Origin of the sequence: Pseudomonas sp. Z5-35, assembly GCF_051131945.1 — a bacterium.
GTDB classification, from domain to species: Bacteria; Pseudomonadota; Gammaproteobacteria; order Pseudomonadales; family Pseudomonadaceae; genus Aquipseudomonas; species Aquipseudomonas marvdashtae.
In genome coordinates this window covers 5,066,737-5,089,973 of record NZ_CP071640.1, presented here as the reverse complement: position 1 = coordinate 5,089,973, position 23,237 = coordinate 5,066,737, and the positions used below count along the sequence as shown (strand labels likewise).

Below are 23,237 nucleotides of genomic sequence, written 5' to 3'. Positions count from 1 at the left end.
ACCTATTGGAAAGCCGATGGAACTGCGTCACCTGCGTTACTTCATTGCCGTGGCCGAAGAACTGCATTTCGGCCGCGCCGCGCTGGCCTTGGGCATCTCCCAGCCACCCTTGAGCCAACAGATCCAGGCGTTGGAACAAGAGATTGGCGCCCGGCTGTTCGAACGCACCAATCGCCGGGTCGAATTAAGCCAGGCCGGGCGGTTGTTCCTCGAGGAGGCACGGCAGGTTCTGGCCCAAGTCGATAAAGCCACCGACGTGGCTCGCCGCGCCCAATTGGGCGAGCTGGGAGAACTGAAGATCGGTTTCACCTCCTCGGCGCCATTCAACTCCACCATTCCTCAAGCGATTTTTACGTTTCGCCAGCGCTTTCCGACCGTGCACCTGAACCTGCGGGAAATGAGCAGCACCCAGGTGGCCGATGCGTTGTTGGACGAGGTAATCGAGGTCGGCATCATGCGCCCATTACCGCTGCCCGATTCCTTGAGCAAAATCGAACTGAGCCGCGAACCGCTGGTGGCCGTGCTCAGTTCCAAACATCCCCTGGCCCAAGGCAGCGAAGAGGGCCTGTTCCTCTCGGAATTGGCCCAGGAGCCGTTCGTGTTTTTCCCCCGCAGCTACGGCAGCGGCCTCTATGCGCAACTCCTGAGCCTGGCCCGCGATGCCGGTTTCAGCCCGCATTTCGCCCAGGAAGCCGGCGAAGCCATGACCATCATTGGCTTGGTCGCGGCGGGGCTGGGCGTCTCGGTATTGCCGGCGTCCTACCAACGCATGCGTATCGATGGGGTGGTCTATCGCCCGCTGCTCGACCCGGCGGCGGTGTCGGCGGTGTGGCTCGTGAAGCGCAAGGACCAGCGTTCGCCGATGGCGGCGGCGTTTGTGGCGTTGTTGACCGATGGGGTGGAGTTATCGAGTGGTTAGCGTCAGCGCGGATGGCGCCATAACGTGAAGAAGGGCGTCCAAACGGGCGCCCTTCTTCGTTCATGAAGCCGTCATGAGCCTTGTACGGCTTTTGCTTGAGTTACCCGAGCTCGTCGGTCATTGCCCCCATACGGTAACCGTCCTATTGGTGTGGTAGTTATAAAACCCTTGAAGCGTCCAAGTATCGCCTTGACGTTCAAAAGCGGCGCGCCAGCGCCCTCTTCCACGGCTCCCACCTATCTGCGACATGGTGTACCAATAGGCACCGTTGCCCCATTTCGTCGTTATCCTACCGGTGCGAATATCATCCATGATTGATGTAATTCTCAAATTGGCGTCCTGATCGAAGTCGCGATAGGTCATTTGCAGTTCAGCCAGCGGACTGATGGATACTGAGTAGCGATTCGATGAGGCAGGCCCTTCTGGTTCTGGTTGAGGCGCTGAAGGGGTTGCGGTAGGTGTCCGAGGGTTTGTTTGCGCCCTTGTCACAGCCTCTATTTCAAAGGTCGCGTTATGAGTGTTGGGGCCTTTAATGGTTTTTTGGAACTGACCGACATCCTCTTCGGTGACGAATCGGGTGTATTGATTGGCCTTTCTTTTATTGATTTCAACGAAAGGGATTTTATGCATGCGCAAGGCTGCATGGATGCGGGGGGTATTATGATTTGCCAGTTCGGTGGAGAACTCATCGAGCAGGCGATGCTGGTAATTAGCCCTGTTTATGGGATCCGTCAAATACGCAACCCTGGCCGCCTCTGCGACAGCGTCATCACCCGGGATGACCGATTTTATGTAGGCTTCAGCGCGCGCGTCCGCCGCTTTCGTCATTTCTTGATAATGGGAGCTCAGCCTTTCGAACGTATCTCTCAGTGTTCCTGTCGGCGGGGTTATGATAATGAACGTTGCATCGGTAAAGAGATTGCTGAATGTATAAAATTTGGCGTCTACAACCGCGTCCTGTATGAGTCTGTCTTTATATTTGAAGATCAAGTCGTACAGTCTGGATTTGTTATTGGTGTCAAGGGCTAATCCCGCGTTTCGCTCTTGAAAATTTGAAAAATTAATGATTTTCCCCCATATATTGAGTTTTGATAACAGTGCGTAGTTGGCTTTTTTTTGTCTTTCTATGCGTTTTTTGGGTTGAGGCCTTCCGGTTTTATAATCATCTATATATCGACGATAAGCCTCTATATTCCTGGCACCAACATCGTTCATGTTTTCCTGCAATATTTGCTCGACCAGTGCCTCCGGCATGCTCCTGAGAACTGCCTTTTGCCGGTTGGCTATTCCCCACGTGTACCAGTAATAGGCTATCCATCCTGCTCCGCTGTACCTCAGCAAAGCGGCGTCCGACAACATATCGATCTTGGCCTGGTTTGGCGCCTCTGGCGTGCTGAGCAGGCTCGACGCCAGCCCACCACCGCGTAGCCGTTGCAGCTCTTCGACTTTCCAGCGGCCATTCTCCCAAGCCACCGTTCGCTGGTTCGTCCGGTTGTCCGGTGCATAGATAATCCGTTGGCCTTGTTGCATCGCCGTTTTGTAGTAGTACATCCCCAGCTTCAGATAACCCTGTCCGTCCGCATCTGTATACCGGCCGCGACCTTCGAACTTCAGCCCTTTGCCTTCGAACCCTTTCAGGCGCAACGGCTTAAGTTCCGGATCCTGCAGGCGGGGGAGAGATGATAGCGGCGGACGCGCCTTATGTCGGGGCCGCCCCGCGCGAGCCATTATCAGGTCCTCGCACCCTCCGCCAGGACCTCACCCAATCCGCTGATGAAATCGGTGAGCCACTGATCGAAGCTTGCGCCCTCACTTTTGATCGCGGCTATTGCGGCCCCTCCGGTCATCACCGGCAGGATCGCTCGCCCAAGTAATCCCCCCAGTCTGCTGGCGGGAAACATGGACATTGCCCCCGTCAGCAGAGCGACCGCGTTCCGGCGTCCTGCTTGAGCGTCGGCGCTGTCGCGCTCGGCATTGCTGAGCGTCAGCGCATCCGCCGTTTTAACTGCGTGGCTTACCTGCGTTTCATGCAGCACGTTCAGTAGATTGGAATCAACCCCTGCCCAGGATAACTTCGAGGCGAAATCAGCTGGAGCCCGGCTTCTTGCCCAACCCCTGAAGACCGCCTGGGTGATTTTCCTTATCTTTTCATCGAGCGTGAGGTCGGTCGATGTCGGCGTCAGGCTGTCGGCCTGATAGGCCTGCTCCACCAACGGCAGCTGCGAAATCAACCACTGGGTCATCTCAGGCGTGGCGGTAAGTGCCTTGGCCAGGGCCCGCTCCAACTCCCGTACATTCCCGGCATCCAGGTCCCGGAACATTTTGTTGTCCGGCGCACCGGGGGTGTACAACGTCAGCGAAGGTCGACTCGCCAAGCTTGCGCTGCCGAACGCCAGTATGTCCTTCAGCACGCTGTCGCCCCATTTCAATTGGCGAACCACCACTTCGTGTGTGTTGACCTTGCGACGGCCCTCCGGCGTCGGGCTGCCCAGTGCCGCCAGCACCAGATTCAGTCCGGTGTTGTCCTTGTCTTGCCTGAAGTCACCCGAGATATGGGCACTCCACGCCTGCGCCCGTATCTGCTTGGCTTTCAAGGCCATCCATTCTGTCTGCTGTTCCCGGGCCATGATCGGCAGTTCGATCAGGATCCGGGCGCCCACGTTTGCCTGTTCAATGACATTCTTAAACTGGTCATAGGTCATCGGCCCTTCCAGGAAAGGGGCGGTGACACTGCGTTCTTCCGACGTCAGATTGGACATTGCCCATTGCGTCATGGACTGGCGGTAAACAACGATGCCTTTTGTTCCTTGCGATACCCCTGACTCCCATGGCGACGTACCTGCGGGGGCGTGTGGATCAACGATGTAGCGATTGATGCTCAAAAACACCTGGTCGGGATCCGCGGCCACGTAGCCCTTCTCAGTGATGAGCCGGGCCAGCCGTTTGCGGCTCCATTCGCTAACGGCGTCCTCGGTGGCCAAGGTCACCGGATCGGGCGGTGAGGGTTGGATCTGCTGGGCTTCGTACAGATCTCGTACCGCTTTCCACCATTCCCGGCGGTCGTGACCGGTGACCTGAGGATTGCCATGCAGCCATTCGTTCTGTTTTTTCAGCTCCCGCTGGAACTCACGCTCGTCGAGGACGCCCGCCAGGTCCAGGACAGCTCCGACACCTGCTGCCCTGTCGATTCTGGCCGACCAGGCCGCGACCTCTTCTCCCGTCTCGGGGCCTTCCAGCAAGATATCCCGCACGATGGTTTTCTGTGTCGCTCGCAGGTCCGCCACCAGATGAGTCAGGAAATGCGGCGTCAGTGGTTCGGTGCTGACCGCTTCCCAGGCGAGACTGCCCTCGATCAGACCGGCCTTCAGTGCCGCCAGATTGTCGTAGATCTCCAAAGGGTGACCTGGGGCGTATAACACGGCCGTCCCCGATTCGCTGACATGGTCATGCTGCGTCAGCACAACGGTGCAGGGTAGCGGCACACTGTCAGCCCCTGCTGTAAAGGCCATATTCAGGCGGTAGACACCGGGCCGGACTTTTGCCGCCAGTTCGGCGCGAGAAGTCGCGTCCGGTGCCGACAATGCATGTTTGGTCAGGGCCTCGTGCATCGGCTGGCTCATGGTTGCGTCCAGCCTGTGAAGGTCTGTTTGTGCCCTGAGCTGAGCGGCGAATTCATCGGCCAGCCATTCGCCGACTTTACGGCTGCGGCTGAAGTCGGCCGGCCTGTTCCAGAAGTTGTCCAGTGCCTGCGTGAGCAACGGTTCAAAGGACATTGCCGTGTTGCTGATCAACGTCTTGAATTGTTGCTTGGCTTCTTGGCTGTTCAGGTCCGCGGGAATCTGGACGACGTCGCCTTGGGTGACGAGGATGTCGATCTGGCCGGGATCGCGGAAAAGCGTACCCGCATCGATTTTGCCAGCGAGCGCCTTCCAGAACAGCGACGCCAGGGCAATGGCATGGGTCGGGGGCTGTTTGATGGCCGGCTCATCGGCGTCGTCGGCCAGGCTTTGCGAGGAAATAACGGTCTCCTCTTGCCGCGTACGCACCGAAAGATGTTCTACCGCTATTGTGGCGTCCACGGCAGGGAAGGTTCGTTTGAGCCAGTAACGCAGTTGTTGCAGGGCAACCTCTGACGACTGCGGAACCGTATCGTTCAGGAGGATCATTTGTTGCTGGGAAGTATGCAACTGACCCACCAGTGGGATGCTTGGGTCTGGCGCGGTATCAGCCTGCAGAACGGCGTCATGGTTGCCCAGGGACGCACTCAGCCGGCCGGCGTACGGAGCACCGAGAAACAACTCAAGCGATTGCACCAACGAACGAGAGCCGCTGCGAGTGAAAAACGCTTCGCGAAAAGCCCGACCGGTATCACGGTCGAAGACGCCCATGCGTATAAACTTTTCGAACGCCTCTTCGGCCAGCACTTGCGACCATCTGTATGAACAAATCCTCGCGGCGTAAGGCGAGGCGATACCCGTCATGTTATTGAATGGCCGTACCGCTTCGGGCCATTTCAGGTGATCGACTTTATTGTTCGCGTCTTCAAAAACCCGCAGGGCACCGCGTCCGTCGCCAAAGGTGCGATGGGCCTCGAAATCGAACAGCATGAAGAGCAGCGAGTCCGCCGTCGTCCAACTGGTCTGCACCTGGATGCCCGCCAGAAATCGCTCGGCCTGGTCGGTAGAGATAGGCTCCCTGGTCTGGTAGTGGCCCGATACCCAAACCAGAAAATCCTTGGAAAAACACCACTGTTCCAGTACTTGGCTGGAGAACTCACCGGTGTCCGGACCGAGCCCATCCAGCCCGGAAATAGTCCTGTAGTCTTCCCCTGTTAAAAGTTGCTGCAAGCAATGACCGAACTCGTGCATCAACCTGCGTAGCTGATGATGATCCAGCAGGCACGGGGCGTCGTCGTCCCTGGGTGGGAGTTCGCTGCGCAGCACGGCGATCGGTAGCCTTGGCCGACCTTCGGCGGTCATTCGGCGATTGCGCAGGCCAAGCGCGTGGGGTGTTGCGCCAGCAAGATCATGTTGATACGGGTCGACGTAGAGATAGCCGATAGCCTGTCCAAACTCTCTGATTTCAAAAAGGCGCACATCCTCATGCCAGCGATCAAAATCCGCACGCTCGAGCATGTCGACACCAAACAGCCGTTGCACGAACAGGCATAAGCGGTCGAGCACCGAGTCCAATGGTAAATACGCTCGCAGTTGTTCTTGGCCGGCCCCCGCCTGTCGGCGGGTTTTCTCGGTCAGGTACTGGTAGTCCCAAGGCTTCAGCTCATCGAGGTCGTGCTGTGAAGCCAGTGCCTTGAGTTGCCTTGCCTCTCGCTCGAAAAGGCCTCTGTGCCGGTCGAGTGCCCCGCCCAGAAAGCTCGATACCTGATCCGTTGACTTGACCATCTGCCCTTCAAGTGCCAACTGGGCGAAATTTTCATACCCCAGCAACCGGGCCTTGTCGTGGCGAGCCTTCAGCAGTGACACCAGTACTTCGTCGTTATCGAGCCGAGGGTCATGCGGTCCTTGGGACGAGGCACGGTGCTGATAGGCTACCCACACCTCCTTGCGTAACCCCCGGTTTTCAGCATGGCACAGCACCCCGCGAAGCGACTCTTCGCTCAAGGTCACCAGCCAGCCTTGCACGTTTCTCCTGCGCGCCTCATGGGCCATGCGACGCTTGACCGGGCCAGGGACGCCGGCCAGTAGCGACTCCTCCTCGATGTGCTTGCTCCACGCGCCATGAGCCTGCTGTACATTCAGGTGGAACTTGTCTTGGTGCCGCTCTATATCGCTGTCCAAGGCCAGCAGGCGCTGTTGTTGTTCAGGTGCTAGGTTGACTCCGGCCCGGTGGAACGCCCGCAGTATTTTCTGCAATACCTTTTGCCGAGGCTGATCGAACTGTTGCGCTATCTCGCTATGGGAAAGTCTTTGATACAGCCCAAACAATTCACTTTTCCGGGCGAGCTCGGCCTGGTAAGCCATGACCCGTTCGCAACAGCGTTTTGCCGCGTCTCTCCACCCTGGTTGGGTCGTCACTGAGCTGATGATTGCGATGAGCTGGAGGGAAGTATCCAACCGCGCCTTCAGCTCATCCATGGCCAACACCAAGTCGTCCCAGGTCGGATAAGGCGTCTGGCTGGCGATAATGGCGGTGACTTTGATTCGGCTGTCGGCGATGATTTTTTCAATGGCCGGTACTAGATGCTCGGTGCGGATCGCCGAGAATGGCGGTAAATCATAAGAGGACAGAAGGGGGTTTTTATCCAGCATGTTCGCTTCCTGCGAAGTGTTCGGAGCAACACGCTATGCAAGAAGAACCAGGCGAGGGCGGTAGATAGTTACCGCCCGCGGGGGGATGGGCTGGTGTATGGACTTGATGAGACAGGTCGACGCTTGAGTTTTTCAGCGTACCAGCCGATACCTCTTATGTTCCACTTACCCAACATGGAGAAACAGGATGTTCAAGCAGTTGACCTTTACCGCATTGCTGGCAGTCGCCGCGCTGACCTCAGGGTGTGCCTCGGTAAAAATGGCGGATGACACCCAGGATGCTCAGGCGAAAACTTTCCAGACCGTCCCTGACAAAGCGAACATCTACGTTTATCGCAACGAGAGTATGGGAGCCGGGGTAAAAATGCCGGTGACGCTAAACGGTAAGGCTGTCGGGCAGACCGTTGCCAAGTCGTATTTAATGCTATCGGTACCGGCCGGCCAGCAGACGCTGGTGTCGTCTGCGGAAAACGATTCGGAACTCAAACTCAGCACAGAAGCCGGCAAGAACTATTTCGTCTGGCAGGAAGTGAAAGTGGGCTTCATCAAGGCTCGTAACAATCTGCAGGTCGTCGATGAAAAAACCGGCCGCGCCGGGGTGGCGGAAAGCAAATTGATTCAAGCTGAGTAATTGGGCTGTCGCCGTTCCGTGCTATTTGAGAGGGCGCCGCAAGGGCGCCCTTTTCTATGATGTAGCCTGGTGGTGATAGCCGTGCCAGGGTGCGTATTGTAGCAACGTCAATGAATGCGGTTGCGTTGCGATGTGCAGGGCCGCTGGACCAAATCAATTTATTGAAAGGCGACTTGCAACTCATAAGGTCGAACAGTTTTATCGAGCGCTGGCCTATCAGCAAGACCGGTGCGGGATGGAAAGTTGTGTCAAATACCCCTTCGACTGTAGGAAAACGCGCATTTCTAATTACGACACTTCCGATTCGTTGCAGAGACCACTTCGCAGCGGTTGCGACTCGCCCACGCTGCAACGTCTTATTCATCATTGCGAAGCCGCCGGCTCAACGCTCCTTCCCCAGTGGCAAGGGATGCAGCCTGAAGTCATGAATGAGGTCCCTGGAAATGCACTCATCTTTGGATGCCCCCTACACCAACGAAATCTCCCATGAATCTCTTCGCCATCTGGATGACTTGTATTTGGAGCCCCGCCAACTAGAGGGTTACGGCGAAGAAGTCGCGGCATTCATGAGCCGACAAAAAGCCTTCGTCGAAGCTCATCCGCCACTTGCCATCTACCGAGTGGCCACCGAGGGAAGCCAGACGCGTGACGGCGGAACGATCCAGCAAGTGTCATCGTCGTTGACGTTCACCTTGGACAATGGCTGGAAAGTACGCGCCGCGCAGAAAGGCGATGAGGTGGTGTACGCCGATGGCAGCACCGCACGGATCATCACCGGCGCCGGGAAAAACAATAGTGACATTGCACTGGTCGGCAGCCGCCTGAGCAATGGCGACGAGATCATCAATACGCTTCAGAAACGTTTCATGATCATCGTGCGTGAAGGCGTGCCGATGGCGGAGGATTTTTTGCCTGTGCTTAGGTTGGCGGAGGTGCATTACCTGCATTCGAAGAGAGGCGTCAGGTGTGATTTATAATAAAAAACACTTCCGCTCATACGGCCTGTCTTTCCGAGTTTTCCTTTTTGTCGTTCTGGGAGGCGCTTGCGGTTTATGATTTCTTGCGGCGGTTTGGGCTGCCGCGCAGCCCAGCGGGAGCAAGCTCCCTCGCCACGGGGAATGCGAGGTCTATTGCACCTTTGCCAGATCCCCTTTCAACGCAACACCGGCCATGATTGCCCCTGCATGGCATTCATAGGTGGTCGGGTCCTTGCGTTCGTTGCTCTTGTAGAAGCTGACAATGTTGGTAACAGCGTTGGCGCCGGCATTCTTGGCGGCCTGGTGCAGGCTGATCAGCGCCGATTGCAGCACCCATTCGCAAGCCACTTCATCGGACTTGTTGAACGCGTTGGTTTTCTTGTTGGTGACCGCGCCAGGGCTGACCACGGTGACGTTGCCGGCCGGTTTGTTGCCGGCCAGGTAGAACTTGACGCTGCCGTCGATCTTGCCGGTGCGGATGGCTTCGGCGACGACTTTGTCGAACGGCAGGAACAGCGCGGTATCACGGGCCTGGCTGAGGCTTGGCAGGGTGCTGAGCAACAGGGCGGCGGTTACAGCGATTTTCTTCAACGACATCATGGTCTCCTTGACCAGAGCTAACGGGAATCAGTGCCAGCGGCGGAAGATCAGCGAAGTGTTGACCCCGCCAAAGGCAAAATTATTGTTCATCACGTACTCATTGCTCATCGAGCGGAACTCATTGCGCAGGTAATCGAGTTTGCCGCATTCGGGATCGACTTCATCGAGGTTGAAGGTGTGCACGTACAGGTCGCGGTTCATCATCTCGATGCTGAACCAGGACTCCAGTGCGCCGCACGCGCCCAAGGTATGGCCGAGAAAGCTTTTCTGCGAACTGATGGGCATGTGTTCGCCAAACAGGCTGCTGGTGGCCAGGGTTTCAGCAATATCGCCCTGCTCGGTGGCGGTGCCGTGGCCGTTGACGTAGCCGATGGCCGAAGATTCGAGGCCGGCGTCTTCCAGGGCCAGCTCCATGGCGCGGCGCATGGTGCTCAATTCGGGACGGGTGGCGTGCTGGCCGTCGGCGTTGCTGCCGAAACCGACGATTTCAGCATGGATCCGTGCGCCGCGGGCCAAGGCGTGCTCAAGGTCTTCGAGCACCAGCATGCCGGCGCCTTCACCGATTACCAGTCCGTCGCGGCCCTTGTCGTAAGGGCGTGGGCTGGTTTGCGGTGCATCGTTTTTCAGGCTGGTGGCGTAGAGCGCATCGAAGACCATTGCTTCGGTCGGGCACAGTTCCTCCGCGCCGCCGGCGAGCATCAACGGCAGGCGACCGAACTTGATCGCTTCATAGGCGTAGCCAATACCATGGCTGCCGCTGGTGCAAGCGCTGGACGTGGGAATCAGGCGTCCGGTCAGCCCGAAGAAGATACTGATATTGGCCGCCGTAGTGTGGGGCATCATGCGCACATAGGAGTTGGCGTTCAGCCCTTCGGCGACGCTGTTGAGCAGCATGTTGCCGAATGCCTTGATCTCATCGGTACTGCCGGTGGACGAACCGCAGGACACGCCCATGCGCCCGTCCTTGATCGATGGATCGCCCAACAGGCCCGCGTCGGCCAGCGCCTGCTCCGCCGAGCCCACGGCCAAACGCGAAACCCGGCCCATGCTGCGCAGTTGCTTGCGGGTCCAGTGAGCGGGCACCTGATAGTCATCGATAGGCCCGGCCAGTCGGGTGTTCAGCTCGGTGAAACGGTCCCACTCGTGCATGCGCCGGATGCCACTGCGGTTGGCGGCGAAGTTGGCGGCGATGGTCTCCCAGTCGCTACCAATCGAGGTGATGCCGGACATGCCGGTGACAACGACCCGCCTCATCAGCACAAACCTCCGTTGACGGCCAGGACTTGCCGGGTGATGTAGCCGGCTTCGGCGGACATCAGGAAGTTCACCGCGCTGGCGACTTCTTCCGGAGTGCCCATGCGCTGGGCGGGGATCATTTTCATCAATTCTTCCACGGGTACGTTTTCATCGAGCATGGCGGTGTCGATCAAGCCCGGCGCGACGCAGTTGACAGTGATCTTGCGCTTGCCCAGCTCGATTGCCAACGCCTTGGCCGCACCGATCAGGCCGGCCTTCGACGCGCTGTAGTTGACCTGGCCACGGTTGCCGATCAACCCGGAAACCGAGGTAATGCAGACGATTCGCCCGGCGGCGCGACGACGAATCATCGGCATCATTACCGGGTGCAGCACATTGTAGAAGCCGTCCAGGTTGGTGCGCATCACGCTGTCCCAGTCGTCCTCGCTCAGGGCCGGAAACGCGCCGTCGCGGGTAAGGCCGGCGTTGAGTACCACGCCGTAATAGGCGCCGTGGGTTTCGACGTCGGCCTCAAGGATGGCCTTGCAGGCGGCGCGATCGGATACGTCGAATTGCAGCACCCGGGCATTTCGACCCAGGGCCAAGATCTGTGCCTGGACGGCTTCGGCCTCGGCGCGACCGCTGCGGCAGTGTAATACGATGTCGTGCCCGGCCTGGGCCAGGCGCAAGGCGATGGCGCGGCCGATGCCACGGCTGGAGCCGGTGACCAGTATGGATTCAGTCATGGCTGGGTTCCTGTTGCGGACGGTTCGTTGAGGTACTGGGCGGCATGGGGCGGGCGGAACACATTGAGGCGCGCGGTAGCGTGGATGCCGGGGGCGCGGATATGGCATTCGAACACACCCATGCCGTTGTCGTCTTCCAGGGAACGCACGCCGTGGATGGCCAGTTCGGTGCCGAGCGGAAAACATTCGACGTCGCATTCGAACTTGCGCGTACCGAGCAGGAAGCCCAGCTCCACGGAATCGCCCCGTCGGCGTGCGTGACAACCGGCAAACGCCGCCACGCTCTGGGCCATCAATTCAATGCCGACCCAAGCCGGCAGCGCACCGTCTTCACGGTTGAACAAACCGCCGGGCTTGACGGTGGCGAGTGCGTGGATCTGCTCGTCATCGAAGGACAGGATCCGGTCGATGAGGATCATGTCGCCTGCGTGAGGCAGCAATTCGGCGAGCGGCCAGTCAATCATGGGGCGTTTCCGATAATAAGGCTGACGTTGTTGCCGCCGAAGGCAAATGAATTGCTCATCAGGCGACGGGGTGTCGTCGGGTTCAGGCGGGTGCGGGTGTCCGTCCATTGCAGCGCCGGCAGGTCGGGATCGGCTTGGCCGTCCCAAACATGCGGCGGCAGTGCCTGGTCGGGGTTTTGTGAGCTCAGGGTCAACCAGCAGAACGCCGCTTCCAGCGCTCCGGCCGCGCCGAGGGTGTGGCCGGTCATGGGTTTGGTCGACGAGCAGGGTACGCCGGCCGGGAACAGCCCGGCCACCGCGTGGCTTTCCATCGCGTCGTTATGTTGCGTGGCGGTGCCGTGCAGGTTCAGATAATCGATCTGGCTGGCGTCCAGGCCCGCGCAGCGCAGGGCTTTTTCCATGGCCTGGCGGGCGCCGCGGCCACTGGGTTCGGGTGCGGAAATGTGGTGCGCGTCGGAACTGGCGCCGTCACCGAGCAGGGCGATCGAATGCTCATCGCCTGGCGTCTTGCTCATGAGAAACAGCACCGCCGCCTCGCCGATGTTGATGCCGCTGCGGTTCACCGAAAACGGGTTGCAACGTTCGCTGGAGACCGCTTCCAGAGCCGAGAAACCGTTGAGCGTCAGCTTGCACAAACTGTCCACGCCGCCGCACAGCACCGCATCGCACAGGCCAAGGTCCAGCAGGCGACGAGCGCTCATCAAGGCCCGCGCGCTGGAGGTGCAGGCCGTAGAGATCACATAGGACGGACCGCTCAGGCCAAGCCAGTCGGAGAGAAAATTGGCCGGCGCGCTGAGTTCCTGCTGTTGGTAGTCGTACCCATCGGGGAACCGCTGCTCGCGCAGATAGTGGGCGATGCCATGGCTGGCTTCATCGATGCCCGACGTGCTCGTGCCCAGGACGATGCCGATGCGGGCGCGGCCATAGGTACTGATCGCCTGGTCGATCTCGGGGCGAATCTGCATGCCGGCTTCGAGCAACAATTGATTGTTACGGCTGCGTTGTGCCGCCAAGCATTGGGGGATGGGGGCCAGTTCGCCCGTCACCGAAGCCACCGGCAACGTCCGCTCAGGCACCCAGCCGGCTTCGACACGCAGGCCCGAGCAATCGCCGGCAAACAGGTTGCGCGCGACGCTTTGCTTGTCGCGGCCCAGGGCGCAGATCACCCCGAGGGCGTTCAAATAGGCGGTCATGGGGCGTTCTCGGTCAGCGGTGTGATGCGGTAGTGCGGGCCTTGAGGCAGGCTCAGTTCGAAGTCCAGCGGTTGCTCGTAGCGCACCTGCCAGCGCGCGTCGAGGGTTCGCTGGGTGCTCTGCTGCAGAGCGGTGGGGTAGTTGCCGGCAAGCTCCGCTTCGGGCGTCAGGGCGAACAACAGCGCGGCGAACAGCTCCCGGGCTTCGGCATTCGGTGGCAGCAAACCGTCGGCCTGCCACTGGCCGTCGATCAGCCGCTGGCGGGCCAGGGGGATGCCCAGCGGGTCCATCATCGACCAACGGATCCAGGTGTTTTCGCGCTGGATCACCAATAACCAATCCTGGCGTTGGCCGGCCAGTTGCCGTTCGATGTGCAATTGCAGCGGCAGCGCCAGGGTCGGCGTACGTTCCGGCAGCGGCGCGTGGCTGGCGCAGGCACTGAGCAGCAGCAGACAACCGATCAACAGACCACGGATCATCGGGCGTCCTCTTCGAGCGGCTTGCGGGCGACCACGTTGACCAGGGTTTCCTCCCGTTCGCCAAACGGCTTGGGCCGGCGCAATCCCAAGCGTTCCAGCAGGCCGAAGTCCTTGGCGCGACTCCACCACAAGTACGGGTAGGAGACGTTGTGGTCTTCGAACTGGAACCCTTGATTGCGAATCATCGCCAGGTACTGCGCGGCGCTTTTCTGCACGTGCATCGGGTGGCGGAACAGCCAGCGGATCACCCAGGTGTCGATGTAGGCCTCGGTGGACTCGGCGAACATCAGGTAACCGCCAGGCTTGAGCACGCGGTAAAACTCGGCAAGGGTCTTTTCCTGCTCCACCAAATGATGAAAAGTCTGGTGGCAGAACAGCAGGTCCATGCTTGCATCAGGCACCGCCAACGTCGCGCAATCGCTGCCGATCAGCTCCACGGCCATGCCCTGGCGGGCAGCTTCTGCGCTGCTCAGCGCCAGGCTGTGCGGGTCGGCGTCGACGCCAATCAGTTGCTGTGGCGCGAATACTTGGCGCAGGTATTGAAACGACTTGCCCTGGCCACAACCGGCGTCCAATAGCACCGGATTGGAGGGCGGCAAAGTGCCGAACAGACCGCGCAGGTCGTTGATCGCCACGCGCAGCACATGGTGCTGCCAGGTGTGGCTGCGCAGGAACCAGAAACCGAAGCGGGTTTCTTCGACGTAGTTGTCGCTCAGGTAGCTCATGACGGCTGACTCATGACGCCGGGCTCGCGCAGATTTCCGAAAGCATGCGCAGGCGCCGCTTGGGTTCGCTGACGAAGGGATTACGCTGGTCCCAGGCGTAGCCGGCCAGGATCGAACTGATCATGCGCCGGATGTCGGAGGAACCTTCGGTGTAGAAAATCACGTCTTGGAACGTGCCGGCGTACCAGCCCTCGACGTAGCAGCGGAAGGTGTCGACGCCGCGCTTGAGCGGCTCGGCGAACTCGCTCTGCCAATCGACGCTTTCGCCTTGTAGCTGACGATGCAGCACGCCCGCGGCCATGCTCGCCGAACGCATGGCGATGGTCACGCCGGAGGAAAACACCGGGTCGAGGAATTCCGCAGCGTTGCCCAGCAGGGCGAAGCCAGGGCCGTGCAAAGTCTTGACGTTGGCCGAGTAGCCGCCGATGGTGCGCGCCGGGGTGTCCCACACCGCGTTCTGCAACACGCCGGCCAGGCTCGGGGTTTCATCGATGAAACCGCGCAGGCAGGCATCAAGGTCGTCGGTGCGGCCGGCGAAATGTTCCGCCGCCGCAACCACGCCCACGGAGCAGCGTCCGCCGCTGAACGGAATGGTCCAGAACCACACGTCGCGTTTGCTCGGATGGGTGGTGATGAGGATTTTTTCGCGGTCGAAGGCTGGGCTGTCGATGCGATCCTCGATGTGAGTGAACACCGCCTGGCGCACCGGGAAGTTCGAGGGTGCCTCAAGGTCCAGCAGACGCGGCAGGACTCGGCCGTAGCCGCTGGCATCGAGCACGAAGTCGGCTTCGACGCGGTATTCGCTGCCATCCTCGCGCTGCACGCCCAGTTGCGGCTTGGCCAGGGTGAAATCTGCGTTGGCGATGGCTTGGCCATAACGGATTTCCACGCCTTGCAGCGCGGCTTGGTCGGCGAGCAACTTGTCGAAGTCGGCGCGCTGGACCTGGAACGTGGTGGGCTTGCCTTCGCTGAAGGTGTCGCCGAAATCGAAGGCGCTGTAGCGCTCGCCCCAGGCGAACGCCGCGCCGTTCTTGCGCTGGAACCCGGCGGCATTGACCGCATCGAGCATGCCGGCTTCTTCGACGAAGTCCAGGCAATGGGACAGCAAGCTCTCGCCGATTGAGAACCGTGGAAAATGCTGGCGCTCGATGACCAGCACATCGTGGCCCCTGCGCTTGAGCAGCGCAGCGGCAATGGCGCCGGAAGGCCCTGCGCCGATGATCACGACCTGTCGACGTTCCATTTCAACTGTTGACACTTGGGCTCCTGGCCGGGACGGCATGCAAAGGAATACGGTGGAAACCGGCCACGGCCGGCAGCAAAGTGGCGATCAGGCCCATCAGCATCAGCGCGAAGTACAGCGCCGGGCTGATGAGCTGCTGTTGCAGCAGCAGATTGAGGAAGACGATTTCACTCAAGCCGCGAATGTTCAGCAAGACACTTTCCCGCCAGCGACTGGCGCCGACGAACGAGGCCCCGGCCCAACCGAGCCCCAGCCAGTTGCCGAGCAGTTTGCTGGCAATCGGCAACAGCAGCAACGCACCCAGCTGGATCCAGCCAAGGCTGTCCATGGCGCTGTGCACATTGATCTGCACGATGCCGAAGGTCAGGATCAACGGGATCGCCAGGTAGGTCTGCAACCGATGCATCCAGGCGGCGCTGAGTGGCAACACCAGTGGCACCTTGAGCGCGGCCATGCACAGCAGATAACCGATACCAGTGATCAACGCGTTGAGCCGGTAATGTTCGGCCACCACCAGCAGGGCAAAGAACAGGCCGCTGTGCAGCAGCGGTTGGCGCAGGCCGGCCAGTCGCAGCAGCAAGGGCACGCAGGCGCCGGCCAATGGCAGCAACAGGCTGCCCAGGTGCAGGCTGCCCTGGGCCAGGGCGAACAGGCTCCAGCAGATCAGGTCGATCAGAATCGCGGTCTGCACCAGGCGCCGGGTGGCGGCGGGCGGGTAAGCGATGTGCCGCAAATACAGGTACAGCACCGGAATCGCGGTAATCGCAAACAAAAGCCCGACCGCCAGCGAACTGATCCAAGGCTGTGGTGGCAGCAGCCAGACCGCAGTCGCCAACCCGCACGCGAACGGCACGCCAAAGCTCGGCAAGGCGATTCTAACGCTCTGGCGGTCCAGCTTCAGGTCGATCACATCGCTGAGAATGTGCCCCAGCAGCAAGGCGAACGCGAGGCTGTAGAGGTTTTTCAGCCACACAGGCGAGACCAGTTGCGCGCCGCTGAGGTGCCAACCCGGCTCGATCCAGAAGTACATCAACAAGGGCAGGCCGAACGTCGCCAGCAGCAACTGGCTGACGATCGGAATCAGCCCGAAGCGACGGCCAACCAGGGTCGCGACGGCAAACAGCGCCAAGGTCATCAGCCAGAACAACGCGGTCATCATTGGACAGGCTCCGTAGTGCTGGCATGGGCCTGGCGCCCCGCCCACGGCGCGAGCAGGAAGCTGAATGCCAGCCCCAGGCTCACCGCCAAGCCGAAGTTACTCACCGCCGGCGTACTGGACAACGCCAGCAAGCCGAACGACAGCCACGTGGTGACCGCCGCCAGCAGTGTGCCCAGCAGGCTCACGGCGGCCCCGCCGATCTGTTCACGCATGAGAATGGCGTAGTCGACACCGATGGCCGTCACCAGCAGCAGGCCGAACAGGCCGAACAGCGTCAACGGCTGCCCCAGCCAGCCGAGGCTTGCCAGGCTGCACAGCGCAGCCAGCAGCGGCAATGCCACGACGCGCAAGGCACCGCCGACGCCGAATGGCCAGATCAGCACCAATACGATCAACACGCACGAGGCCAGTTTCAGTTCGGCGGCGCTGACTTGCGTGGCAGCGAACACCCGGTTCAGGTCGCCCAGGCGATCCACCAGTTGTACGCCAGGCAGGTCCACCGCCTGCACCCGCAGCAGCGCGGCATCGTTCAAGCCTTGCAGGCTGACCACCGCCGCCACGCCTTGCGCCGTCGGGCCGAGCCAGAGCGTGCGGTAGGGTTCGGCCAGCGGCCCGGTCAGCGCGGCGTCAATGTCGGTGACCGGCAAGGCCTGCAATTGCGCCAGCTCCGTTTCCAGCGCAGCGGCGGGCACGCCCAGGTCCAGGAGCGGCTGCCAGAACGCTGGCAACCGGGCCAGGGCCTCACGAACCTTTTGTTGCTCGGCGGGTGGGCTGATCAATTGATTGAGGGACAGGTAGCCCTGGAGTTTTTCCAGGCCGATCAACTGGTCGAGCCGCTCGTTGAGGGCCGTCTGGCGTTCGAGCAGCTGTGGCTGGTTCTCGGCACGGATCAGGAAGAACTGGCTGGTGGGCTGGAAGCCGGTGATGCGGGCGATGGCCTGGGCTTCATCGGTCAGGTGTTGGGGCGTGCCGATCCACTGGCGAATGTCGTTTTTGCTGGTCAGTTGCCAGAGGCCACCGCCACAGAAGCCGAGCAAGAGTGCCAACAGAATCGGCGTGCGTACCCGGGCCAGCAATGCGTCGCGGCACTGGAGCAGGCTCTCACACAGCCGCAACGGCCATTGGGCAGGGCGAAGGTCAGCGTGTTGAAGCAGTGCCGGCAACAGGCAGACCGCCGACAGATAGGCGCCGACCAGGCCGGCGGCAGAGAAAATTGCGATTTGGGTCAGCGCCGGGAACGGGGTCCAGGCCAGGGCCAGGTAACCGATGCACGTGGTCGCCAGGCTCAGGCTCAGCCCCGGCAGGGTCAAGCGCAGGGTCGGCCAGCTGCGCCACGGCTTGAGGCTCCAGCTCTTGGACAGGTAGTGCAGCGGATAATCCACTGCCACGCCGATCAGGCTCGAACCCAACACCAGGGTCATCACATGCATCCGGCCGAACAGTGCCACGCAAGCCACCGCGCCGAACAGCATGCCCACCAGCACCGGCACGAACGCCAGCCACACCCGAAAGCGTCGGAAGGCCAGCAACAGCAGCAACAAGATGCCGACCGTCGCGCCGCCGCCAACCCAGGTGATTTCCCGCGACGCCTGTTGCTGGCCGCTAGCGGCGTACAGCAGGCCGCTGGCGGCGAGCAGTTGCCCTTGGGCCTGGCTTGCGAGGTCACGGCTGCGTTGCAGCAGATCGGCCACTTGCAGCGGCAGGTTCATGTCGAAGGCGTTGCCTTGGGTGCGAGCCCGCAGCATGACCCATTGCTTGCCGTCGGCTTCGGCGATCAGCGCGCCGCTGCCCACGTCCAGCTGTATCGCGCCGCGTTGCGGCTGGCTGTTCTGGATACGGCCGGTCAGGCCGAGCCAGTCATCCTGGCTCGGCACCAGGCTGAAGCCGCTGAACGGGTCGAACAGGGCCTGCACCCGTTGCTGGATGAAGGCCTGGGGTTGATCGATCAACTGCTGCCGATCGGCGGCCGACAGCATGGCCAGTCGGCCGTCGAGCAATTGCTTGCGCAGCGCCGGCAGATCAGCCTGCAGCGTCCACTGGACTTTGTCGAACAGACCGCTGGCCTGCCATTGTTCGCCGAGGGTTTGCGCCAGGGTGATGGCGTGCTGGCGGTCGGCGTGGCCAACCAGCACCAGCACTTCGCGGTTCAGCGGATCTTGCATGCGTTGTTCGGCAATCAGCTCCAGCGCATCAGGCGACGTACCGGGCACCAACTCCATGAGGTTGGCCGACAGCGGCGCACCGTTGCGCCATTGCCAACCGGCGAGCGCCAGCACCGCCAGCAGCAGGATCAGGAACAGCCGTGGCAGCATCCGTTCACTCGGCAAAATCATGTTGCTCCGCTTCGCTCAAAGGCTGCGCACTGGTGCTGTCCTGCATGCGCAGCACGGTGCTGTCACCCTGGGTTTCCAGCAGTTCGATGCGCTGGACCCATTCGCCGCCGTCGATGTTGATCTGGTTGAAGACTTGTTTAAGCAGCACCGAGCGCGGGGTCAGGGTGAGTTTCCACTGCTGCGGCTGGCCCGACAGGCTCAGCTCGAAATCCCGCTGCAAGCCACTGCTGTCGCCCTGCAACACCGCGAGGAACAAGCGGTTTTGCTCGGTGCCGGCACTTTTGTTCGGCAGCAGCTGCCAGCCATGGCCGTCGCGCCGTGCGATGCCTTTGGCGGTGATGCGGTAATCCTGTTGCAGCGGCGTTTGCAGCAGCCAGAGCAGGCCGTGGTTTTTCGCCAGTACGAAGCGGCCCTTGCTGGTGAGTGGTTGGGGCAGGGCGCGCAGGTGTTTTTCCTGGATGAACTGGCCGTGGATCACCTCCGGGCGGGCCAGTTGAGCGCTCAGTTGTTGCAGGTCGAACGCCTGGGCCAGGGGCGAGAGGCCGCACAGCAGCAGCCAGGTGAGCAGGCGTTTCATGAGAGTTTCCTTTCGACGGCTTCGACAAATACTCGTGGCGAGGCCAGGAGCATTTCGCGGGTGGCCATGTCCACCGCCACTTGCACCGAACTGGCGCGGGTCAAGCGATCGCCGGTTGCGGCATCGCTGATCAGGTAATTGATCTTTAGACGATTTTCCCATTCCACCAGGCTGGCGCGTACGGTCAGGGCCTGGCCGAACACGGCACTGCGCACGTAGCGCAGTTGCAGGTCGATCACCGGCCAGGCATGGCCGGATTCGAGCATGTCGTCGTAGTTGTGGCCGATCAGATCGAGCAAGGCGCAGCGGGCCACTTCGAGGTATTTGACGTAGTGGCCGTGCCAGACCACGTTCATCGAGTCGACATCGAAAAACGGCACCACGATCGGGGTATCGACGTGCAAGACACCTTGGCTACGCATGCAGCCTCCAATGTTGTTCAGCGATGCGTTGCAGGCACAGGCGCAGCTCGCCTTCCAGCGCGCGGTCTTCGATCACAGGTGGGAAATCCGCGGCCAGTTGCTGGTGCATGGCGGCCAAGGCAGGCGGCAGTGGTCGCGCATCTTCGGCGCGGCTGCGCAGCCAGACGCCCTGGTTGGCGGCCAGCAACGTGGCGGCGGCGACTTGCTCGGTCAGCTCCAGTACGCGGATCGCGTCCCGGGCGGCGATGGTGCCCATGCTGACCTTGTCCTGGTTGTGGCATTCGGTGGAACGCGAGAACACGCTGGCCGGCATGGTGTTTTTCAGCGCTTCGGCGGTCCACGCGCTGGTGCCGATCTGCACGGCCTTGAAGCCATGGTTGAGCATTGCCCGCTCGGCGCTGGCGCCGGACAGGTTGCTCGGCAGGCCATGGTTGTAGCGCTCGTCCACCAGCAAGGCGAGCTGGCGATCCAGCAAGTCGGCAACGTTGGCGACCAGGTTCTTCAGGCTGTCCATGGCGAAGGCGATGTGTCCGCCGTAGAAATGCCCGCCGTGAAGCACGCGCTCGGCTTCGGCGTCGATGATCGGGTTGTCGTTGGCGCTGTTGAGTTCGGTTTCGATGAACGAACGCAGCCAGCCCAGGCTGTCCGCCAATACCCCCAGCACATGCGGCGCGCAGCGCAGGGAGTAGCGATCCTGCAGGCGATGCAGCGGCGCGGTCGGCGCGTCGATCGCCAGGTCCTTGCGCAGCCACGCGGCGACTTGCATTTGCCCCGGGTGTGGCTTGGCGGCGAACAGGCGTTCGTCGAAGTGCTCCGGGTTGCCTTGCAGCGCGATGACGTTCAGCGCGGTGATGCGGGTCGCCAGTTGCAACAGATAATCGGCGCGGGCAAAAGCCAGGCAGGCCAGGCCGGTCATCACGGCGGTGCCGTTCATCAGCGCCAGGGCTTCCTTGGGCCGCAGCACCAGCGGGGTCCAGCCCAGTTCACGGTGCACGTCGGCGGCGTGGCGGCGCTCGCCACGGAACATGACTTCCCGTTCACCGGACAACGTGGCGGCGACGTAGGACAGCGGCGTCAGATCGCCGCTGGCGCCCACCGAGCCTTCTTCCGGAATCAACGGCAGGATGTCGTGTTCGAGAAACGCCTGGAGCCGTTCCAGCAGTTCAACCCGCACTCCCGACACGCCGTGGCACAGCGACTGCAAGCGCGCCGCCAGCACCGCGCGGGTAGTCTGGGCGTCGATCAGCTTGCCGAGGCCACAGCCGTGGAACGTGTACAAGTGACGCGGCAACGCCTCGACATGGTGCAGTGGCACGGCCACCACGCAGGAATCGCCGTAGCCCGTGGTGACGCCGTAGATCACGCCTTCCTTGTCCAGCAAGGAGTCGAGAAATTGCGCGCCCTTGGCGATGCGTTGACGGAACGCGGGGTCATCCTGCAACTGCGTTGGCGCCTGGCGGTTGGCCAGGGCTCGCACGTCTTCGATGCGCAGGGGGCGTTCGCCGAAGGTTACCGGCTCAAGAATGGGCTTCGTCATCGGTCTTCCAGAAAGGGTAAAAGTTGAACCATTGTTGTGGCGCCTGGAGACAATACTGCGCCAGGCGGTCGGCATACAGGCCGGCCCAATGGGCAATCACTTGCTCGCGGTCGTTGCGCTTCCAGGTCACCGCATCGGCGAACGGCTCAAGGGTGACGCGATAGCGCCCCTCGTGCTTGAGACACATCAGCAGGTTGACTGGGCATTTCAACAGGCCGGCCAAGAGCCAGGGGCCTTGCGGGAAGGCTGCCGGGTAACCCATGAAGTCCACGGTCACGCTGCGTCCGCCATGTAACGGCACGCGGTCGCCGGCGATCGCCAGCCATTCGCCGCGTTCCAGGCGTTCGCTCAGTTGCAGCATGATCACCGGGTCCAGCTCGCTGACCTGGATCAACCGCAGGTGCGTGGCGCCGGCCTCGCCGAGCAAACGATTGAACTGCTCGGCGTGCTTGGTGTGCACCAGCACGTTCATGGTGACTTTCTCACCCAGTTCGGCCAAGGCCCGGCACATTTCCAGATTGCCCAGGTGCGCGCCCACCAGCATTTGCCCGCGGCTGTCGCGCAGGTGATTGCGCAGCAGCGCCGGGTCGACGATTTCGATCTGCTCGATGCTCAGTTTGCCGTTCCAGACGTCGAGTTTGTCCAGCAGCGAGTCGGCAAAGGCCATGAATTGTCCGAACACTCGCCGGTGCGTTGGGCGCAACTCGGGCTGACGGCTCCAGTCGGCGAGCCGTTGCTGGTACTGCCACGCCGCTTGCCGGGCGCTGCGGCCGAAAACGAAGAAATACAGGACGATGCCGTACAGCACCGGCGTGAGAAGCCTTCGGCCAAGGACCTTCGCAGCAAACGCGGTGAGTTTCATCAGCCAGAAACTGCCGCGCTCCTGGCGGTCCGCCCAGTGCTGTTGGTCTGTGCTCATGCTCGCCACCGTCGCCAGAGAATCACCGGCAAGCGCACCAGCATGCCGAAGAACAGCCGAGTGTGCATGCGCGAAATCAGCACGTTGTCGTGGAACAGGCGAAAGTGCGAAACCCCGTCCAAAGGGTAATGCACACGGGTGCGCAACCAGCGCATCGGCTGGTTGCGCCAGGCCAGGCGCACCAGGATGTCCGAATCGAAGTCCATGCGCTTGCCGATGTTCGCCGAGTCGATCAGCGCCAGGGTGGGGGCAAGGGGATAGACCCGGAAGCCGCACATCGAATCGCGGATTTGCAAGGACAGGCTGTTGATCCAGACCATGACGTGGGTCAGGTAGCGCGCGTACAAGCGGCCTTTCGGCACGCTAGCGTCGTACTGCGGATAACCGCAGATCACCGCGTCCGGATGGGTGCGGGATTGCTCGATGAACGCTCGTACATCGCCAAGATCGTGTTGCCCATCGGCGTCGACCTGCAAGGCGTGGCTGAAACCCAGGCGCGCGGCCTCGCGCAGGCCGGTCATCACCGCGCCGCCCTTGCCCTGGTTGACCGCCAGCCGGACCAGGTGAACCCGCTCGTGCTCGGCCAGTTGCTCAAGCACCGCCGCGCATGCCGTGCTGCTGGCATCGTCCACCAGCACGCAGGGCAAACCGTTGCCGAGCAATGTCTGGACCACCGTGGCGATGGCGGTTTCGTGGTTGTAGACCGGGATGACGGCGCAGGTGTTATGCATGCGGCATGTCTCGGTGACCGAGGGGCATTTTGTGGCGAGGGAGCTTGCTCCCGCTCGAGTGCGTAGCGCTCGCTCTT

General features: G+C 61.3%; 20 protein-coding genes. 3 read left to right on the top strand and 17 right to left on the bottom strand.

Features of this window, described 5'->3' with window-relative positions; translation table 11 throughout:
• Nucleotides 1-16 precede the first annotated feature (16 nt).
• Nucleotides 17-919, top strand: coding sequence for a LysR substrate-binding domain-containing protein (locus tag J3P95_RS23250; RefSeq protein ID WP_434579535.1), 903 nt, complete (start codon nt 17-19; stop codon nt 917-919).
• Nucleotides 920-1,036: 117 nt separating this feature from the next.
• On the opposite strand, the gene J3P95_RS23245 is transcribed toward J3P95_RS23250, so the two are convergent.
• Both J3P95_RS23245 and J3P95_RS23240 read right to left on the bottom strand, forming a co-directional pair.
• Entirely contained in the window at nt 1,037-2,647 is a 1,611-nt protein-coding gene (locus J3P95_RS23245; protein ID WP_434579536.1) for a hypothetical protein, read from the bottom strand.
• 2 nt (nt 2,648-2,649) lie between these two features.
• Nucleotides 2,650-7,188 (bottom strand): M3 family metallopeptidase, encoded by a 4,539-nt coding sequence (locus J3P95_RS23240; RefSeq protein ID WP_434579537.1) that lies wholly within the window; start codon nt 7,186-7,188, stop codon nt 2,650-2,652.
• A gap of 187 nt (nt 7,189-7,375) precedes the next feature.
• Between J3P95_RS23240 and J3P95_RS23235 the strand changes: the two genes are divergently transcribed.
• Nucleotides 7,376-7,819 carry a DUF2846 domain-containing protein gene (locus tag J3P95_RS23235; RefSeq protein ID WP_434579538.1) on the top strand — a complete coding sequence of 148 codons (444 nt, stop codon included), beginning with the start codon at nt 7,376-7,378 and terminating at the stop codon, nt 7,817-7,819.
• A gap of 443 nt (nt 7,820-8,262) precedes the next feature.
• Nucleotides 8,263-8,796 carry a hypothetical protein gene (locus tag J3P95_RS23230; protein ID WP_434579539.1) on the top strand — a complete coding sequence of 178 codons (534 nt, stop codon included), beginning with the start codon at nt 8,263-8,265 and terminating at the stop codon, nt 8,794-8,796.
• A gap of 150 nt (nt 8,797-8,946) precedes the next feature.
• Here the strand turns inward: J3P95_RS23230 and J3P95_RS23225 are convergent, their stop codons facing one another.
• Genes J3P95_RS23225 through J3P95_RS23155 form a run of 15 tightly spaced genes read right to left on the bottom strand, consistent with a single transcriptional unit; the run spans nt 8,947 to nt 23,160 of the window.
• Nucleotides 8,947-9,393, bottom strand: coding sequence for a hypothetical protein (locus tag J3P95_RS23225; protein ID WP_003197008.1), 447 nt, complete (start codon nt 9,391-9,393; stop codon nt 8,947-8,949).
• A 30-nt stretch (nt 9,394-9,423) separates the two neighbouring features.
• The gene (locus tag J3P95_RS23220) at nt 9,424-10,650 is read right to left on the bottom strand and encodes a beta-ketoacyl-ACP synthase (protein ID WP_434559047.1); all 1,227 of its coding nucleotides are present in this window, start codon (nt 10,648-10,650) and stop codon (nt 9,424-9,426) included.
• Complete coding sequence (fabG, locus tag J3P95_RS23215) at nt 10,650-11,378, bottom strand: 3-oxoacyl-ACP reductase FabG (protein WP_434559045.1); 729 nt, start codon at nt 11,376-11,378, stop codon at nt 10,650-10,652. The genes J3P95_RS23220 and fabG overlap by 1 nt, the downstream gene beginning before the upstream one ends.
• Complete coding sequence (locus J3P95_RS23210; RefSeq protein ID WP_434579540.1) at nt 11,375-11,842, bottom strand: hotdog family protein; 468 nt, start codon at nt 11,840-11,842, stop codon at nt 11,375-11,377. Before J3P95_RS23210 ends, fabG begins: the two co-directional genes overlap by 4 nt.
• On the bottom strand, nt 11,839-13,035 hold the full coding sequence (locus tag J3P95_RS23205; RefSeq protein ID WP_434579541.1) for a beta-ketoacyl-[acyl-carrier-protein] synthase family protein: 1,197 nt from the start codon (nt 13,033-13,035) through the stop codon (nt 11,839-11,841). Before J3P95_RS23205 ends, J3P95_RS23210 begins: the two co-directional genes overlap by 4 nt.
• The gene (locus J3P95_RS23200; RefSeq protein ID WP_434559039.1) at nt 13,032-13,514 is read right to left on the bottom strand and encodes a DUF3261 domain-containing protein; all 483 of its coding nucleotides are present in this window, start codon (nt 13,512-13,514) and stop codon (nt 13,032-13,034) included. Before J3P95_RS23200 ends, J3P95_RS23205 begins: the two co-directional genes overlap by 4 nt.
• Entirely contained in the window at nt 13,511-14,239 is a 729-nt protein-coding gene (locus tag J3P95_RS23195) for a class I SAM-dependent methyltransferase (protein WP_434559037.1), read from the bottom strand. Before J3P95_RS23195 ends, J3P95_RS23200 begins: the two co-directional genes overlap by 4 nt.
• A gap of 10 nt (nt 14,240-14,249) precedes the next feature.
• Complete coding sequence (locus tag J3P95_RS23190) at nt 14,250-15,497, bottom strand: NAD(P)/FAD-dependent oxidoreductase (RefSeq protein WP_434579542.1); 1,248 nt, start codon at nt 15,495-15,497, stop codon at nt 14,250-14,252.
• Nucleotides 15,484-16,641 (bottom strand): sodium:proton antiporter, encoded by a 1,158-nt coding sequence (locus J3P95_RS23185; RefSeq protein WP_434579543.1) that lies wholly within the window; start codon nt 16,639-16,641, stop codon nt 15,484-15,486. Before J3P95_RS23185 ends, J3P95_RS23190 begins: the two co-directional genes overlap by 14 nt.
• Entirely contained in the window at nt 16,638-18,974 is a 2,337-nt protein-coding gene (locus J3P95_RS23180) for an MMPL family transporter (protein ID WP_434579544.1), read from the bottom strand. The genes J3P95_RS23185 and J3P95_RS23180 overlap by 4 nt, the downstream gene beginning before the upstream one ends.
• Nucleotides 18,958-19,551, bottom strand: coding sequence for an outer membrane lipoprotein carrier protein LolA (locus tag J3P95_RS23175; RefSeq protein ID WP_434579545.1), 594 nt, complete (start codon nt 19,549-19,551; stop codon nt 18,958-18,960). The genes J3P95_RS23180 and J3P95_RS23175 overlap by 17 nt, the downstream gene beginning before the upstream one ends.
• A complete protein-coding gene (locus J3P95_RS23170; protein ID WP_434579546.1) occupies nt 19,548-19,973 on the bottom strand; it encodes an acyl-CoA thioesterase in 426 nt (141 codons plus the stop codon). The genes J3P95_RS23175 and J3P95_RS23170 overlap by 4 nt, the downstream gene beginning before the upstream one ends.
• Nucleotides 19,966-21,510 (bottom strand): HAL/PAL/TAL family ammonia-lyase, encoded by a 1,545-nt coding sequence (locus tag J3P95_RS23165; RefSeq protein WP_434579547.1) that lies wholly within the window; start codon nt 21,508-21,510, stop codon nt 19,966-19,968. Before J3P95_RS23165 ends, J3P95_RS23170 begins: the two co-directional genes overlap by 8 nt.
• Nucleotides 21,491-22,429 (bottom strand): glycosyl transferase, encoded by a 939-nt coding sequence (locus J3P95_RS23160; protein ID WP_434579548.1) that lies wholly within the window; start codon nt 22,427-22,429, stop codon nt 21,491-21,493. Before J3P95_RS23160 ends, J3P95_RS23165 begins: the two co-directional genes overlap by 20 nt.
• Nucleotides 22,426-23,160 carry a glycosyltransferase family 2 protein gene (locus J3P95_RS23155; protein WP_434559021.1) on the bottom strand — a complete coding sequence of 245 codons (735 nt, stop codon included), beginning with the start codon at nt 23,158-23,160 and terminating at the stop codon, nt 22,426-22,428. Before J3P95_RS23155 ends, J3P95_RS23160 begins: the two co-directional genes overlap by 4 nt.
• Between the last annotated feature and the right edge of the window lie 77 nt (nt 23,161-23,237).